Here is a 2174-nt window from a genome sequence, read left to right on the forward strand (position 1 = left end):
GCCCTGCCCGCCCTGCCCACCGCTCAGCCGCTGTTCTTGGTGAGCGTGGCCGTGGGCTTGCCGCCTCCCGCGTCGTCCGAGGCGTAGGCGAGCCGTCCGCCGTCGGCGAGCGTGAACGTGATCCGCGCGGCGGTGCCCGTGCAGCCGAGCGTCGGCGTACCGTCGCTGACCTCCTCCAGGTCGAGCTCGGTGGCGGTGGCCGAGAGCAGCTTGGCCTTGCTGTGGCACTCCAGGACGTTGAGCGCGGAGTAGGTCGTACGGACCACGTAGGCACCGCGGGTGCCGGGGGTGACGACGGCGGTCATGGTGCCGTTGGGGGTGCCGTCGGACTGGCGGATGTCACCGGCCCATGTGCCGAGGAAGTCCTTGGGGACGGAAGTGTCGGAGGCGGCGGTCTCCTTGGCCGTGGTCGGGGTGTCGCCGTCGCCCGGGAGCAGGGTCAGTGCGGCTGCCGTCGCGGCCGCGAGGGTGGCGGCGACGGCCGCCCCCGCCACGATGCGGTTTCTTCCCTGCCGGTCGCGCCCACCGGGGTGCCTCGCCGGCTGCGTCGGCGGCTGCGGGACGTATGCGGCTGGTCGCGCAGTTCCCCGCGCCCCTGACGGGGCGCGGTACCCCGGGTCGTCAGCCACCGTTCGCCCCGGCGGTGAGCCGTCCGGTTCCAGGTCGAGGAGCTCCACGGCCCGTCTGCCCACCTCTTCCAGGACCGCAGGAGGAAGCCACCCCGTCCGCACCAGCTCCCGCGCACCGCCGCCCGCAGGAGCGAGCACACCGGCCAGGGCCGTGACCGGTGGGCGCGCCTCCGGGGACTTCGCCAGGCAGGATTCGACGAGGGCGCGCAGCGGGCCGGTGAGCTCGGGGCCGAGTACGGGCGGCTCGTGGACGACGCGGTAGAGGAGCCCGGCCGAGTTGTCGCCGGGGAAGGGCGGGCGGCCCGTGGCCGCGTACGCGAGGACGGCGCCGAAGGAGAAGACGTCGACCGCGCCCGTCACCTCGGCGCCGAGGATCTGCTCGGGTGCCATGTAGCCGGGTGAGCCGATGGACATGCCCGTCTCGGTCAGGGCGGCCGTCGCGTCGGAGGCCCGGGCGATGCCGAAGTCGATCAGGCGTGGGCCGTCGAGGGCGAGCAGCACGTTCGACGGCTTGATGTCCCGGTGCACCAGGCCCAGCGCGTGCACCGCCACCAGCGCCTCCGCCAGGCCCGCGCCCAGCGCGCGTACGGTCGGCCCGGGCAGGGCGCCGCCGTCCTGGACGGCCTCGGTGAGGGAGGGCCCGGCGACGTAACCGGTGGCGACCCAGGGGACGGGCGCGTCGGGGTCGGCGTCGAGGACGGGCGCGGTCCACTGCCGCCCGTCCGGCCGGATGTCCCCCGTCACCCGGCGCACGGCCGCGACCTCGCGCCGGAAACGCTCCCGGAACTGCTCGTCGAGGGCGAACTGCGGGTGCACGACCTTGACGGCGACCGTGCGGCCGCCCGCGCTGCGGCCCAGGTACACCCGGCCCATGCCGCCCGCCCCGAGCCGCCCCAGGAGCCGGTACGCGCCGATGACCTGCGGATCCTCCGGGCCCAGTGGCTGCATCGGGTCGTTCGCCTCCCCCGCCGGGGTCCGGCGACCCTCGGTTTCCCGCCTATGACTCAATTCACGGGGTGTCCCAGGAACCCCCTGGCCAGATTTGCCCATCCCCCTGGTCGGAACAAACCGTCATGTCCTTCGGGGCAGCAGCATCATCCGGAGCGACGCGATGACGCACTCATCCAGGGGGGCCTACCGGTCCCAGGGTCACCGGCGCGCCTCCCGCGCCAAACTGTGGATCATCTCGGTGGCGTCCATAGCCGTGCTCGGTGTGGTCGCCTGGCAGGTCATGGCCTATTTCGAGATCCCGCCCTTCACGGACAAGGGCAAGTCCGTCAGCTTCGGCCAGGTGCCGAACGGCGGCGGGCAGGCCGGCGGGACCAGCGGTGACGCGGACGCCAACTCCCCGGTGTCGATGCCGACGGGCCCGGCCGCCGACTTCAAGATCACCGGCAATGTGAGCAACGGTACGCACGTCGCCGTCACCACCCTGGAGGGCAAGAAGTCCGGCTTCACCGGCAAGGTGTGGGTCTGGGCGCCCAAGGAGTACGAGGACCCGAAGTACGACAAGAGCGGCTTCCCCGTCATGATCGCGCTCCCCGG

General features: G+C 73.2%; 1 protein-coding gene and 1 pseudogene. One reads left to right on the top strand and one right to left on the bottom strand.

The features are described 5' to 3' along the window. Positions 1 to 23: 23 nt before the first annotated feature. Positions 24 to 1577 carry a serine/threonine-protein kinase gene (locus tag K6I34_RS36095; RefSeq protein WP_229332251.1) on the bottom strand — a complete coding sequence of 518 codons (1554 nt, stop codon included), beginning with the start codon at positions 1575 to 1577 and terminating at the stop codon, positions 24 to 26. A 163-nt stretch (positions 1578 to 1740) separates the two neighbouring features. Between K6I34_RS36095 and K6I34_RS36100 the strand changes: the two are divergent. After that, positions 1741 to 2174: pseudogene (locus tag K6I34_RS36100) on the top strand (hypothetical protein); the annotation flags it as partial.

The organism is Streptomyces sp. UNOC14_S4 (genome assembly GCF_020740835.1).
GTDB lineage: Bacteria > Actinomycetota > Actinomycetes > Streptomycetales > Streptomycetaceae > Streptomyces.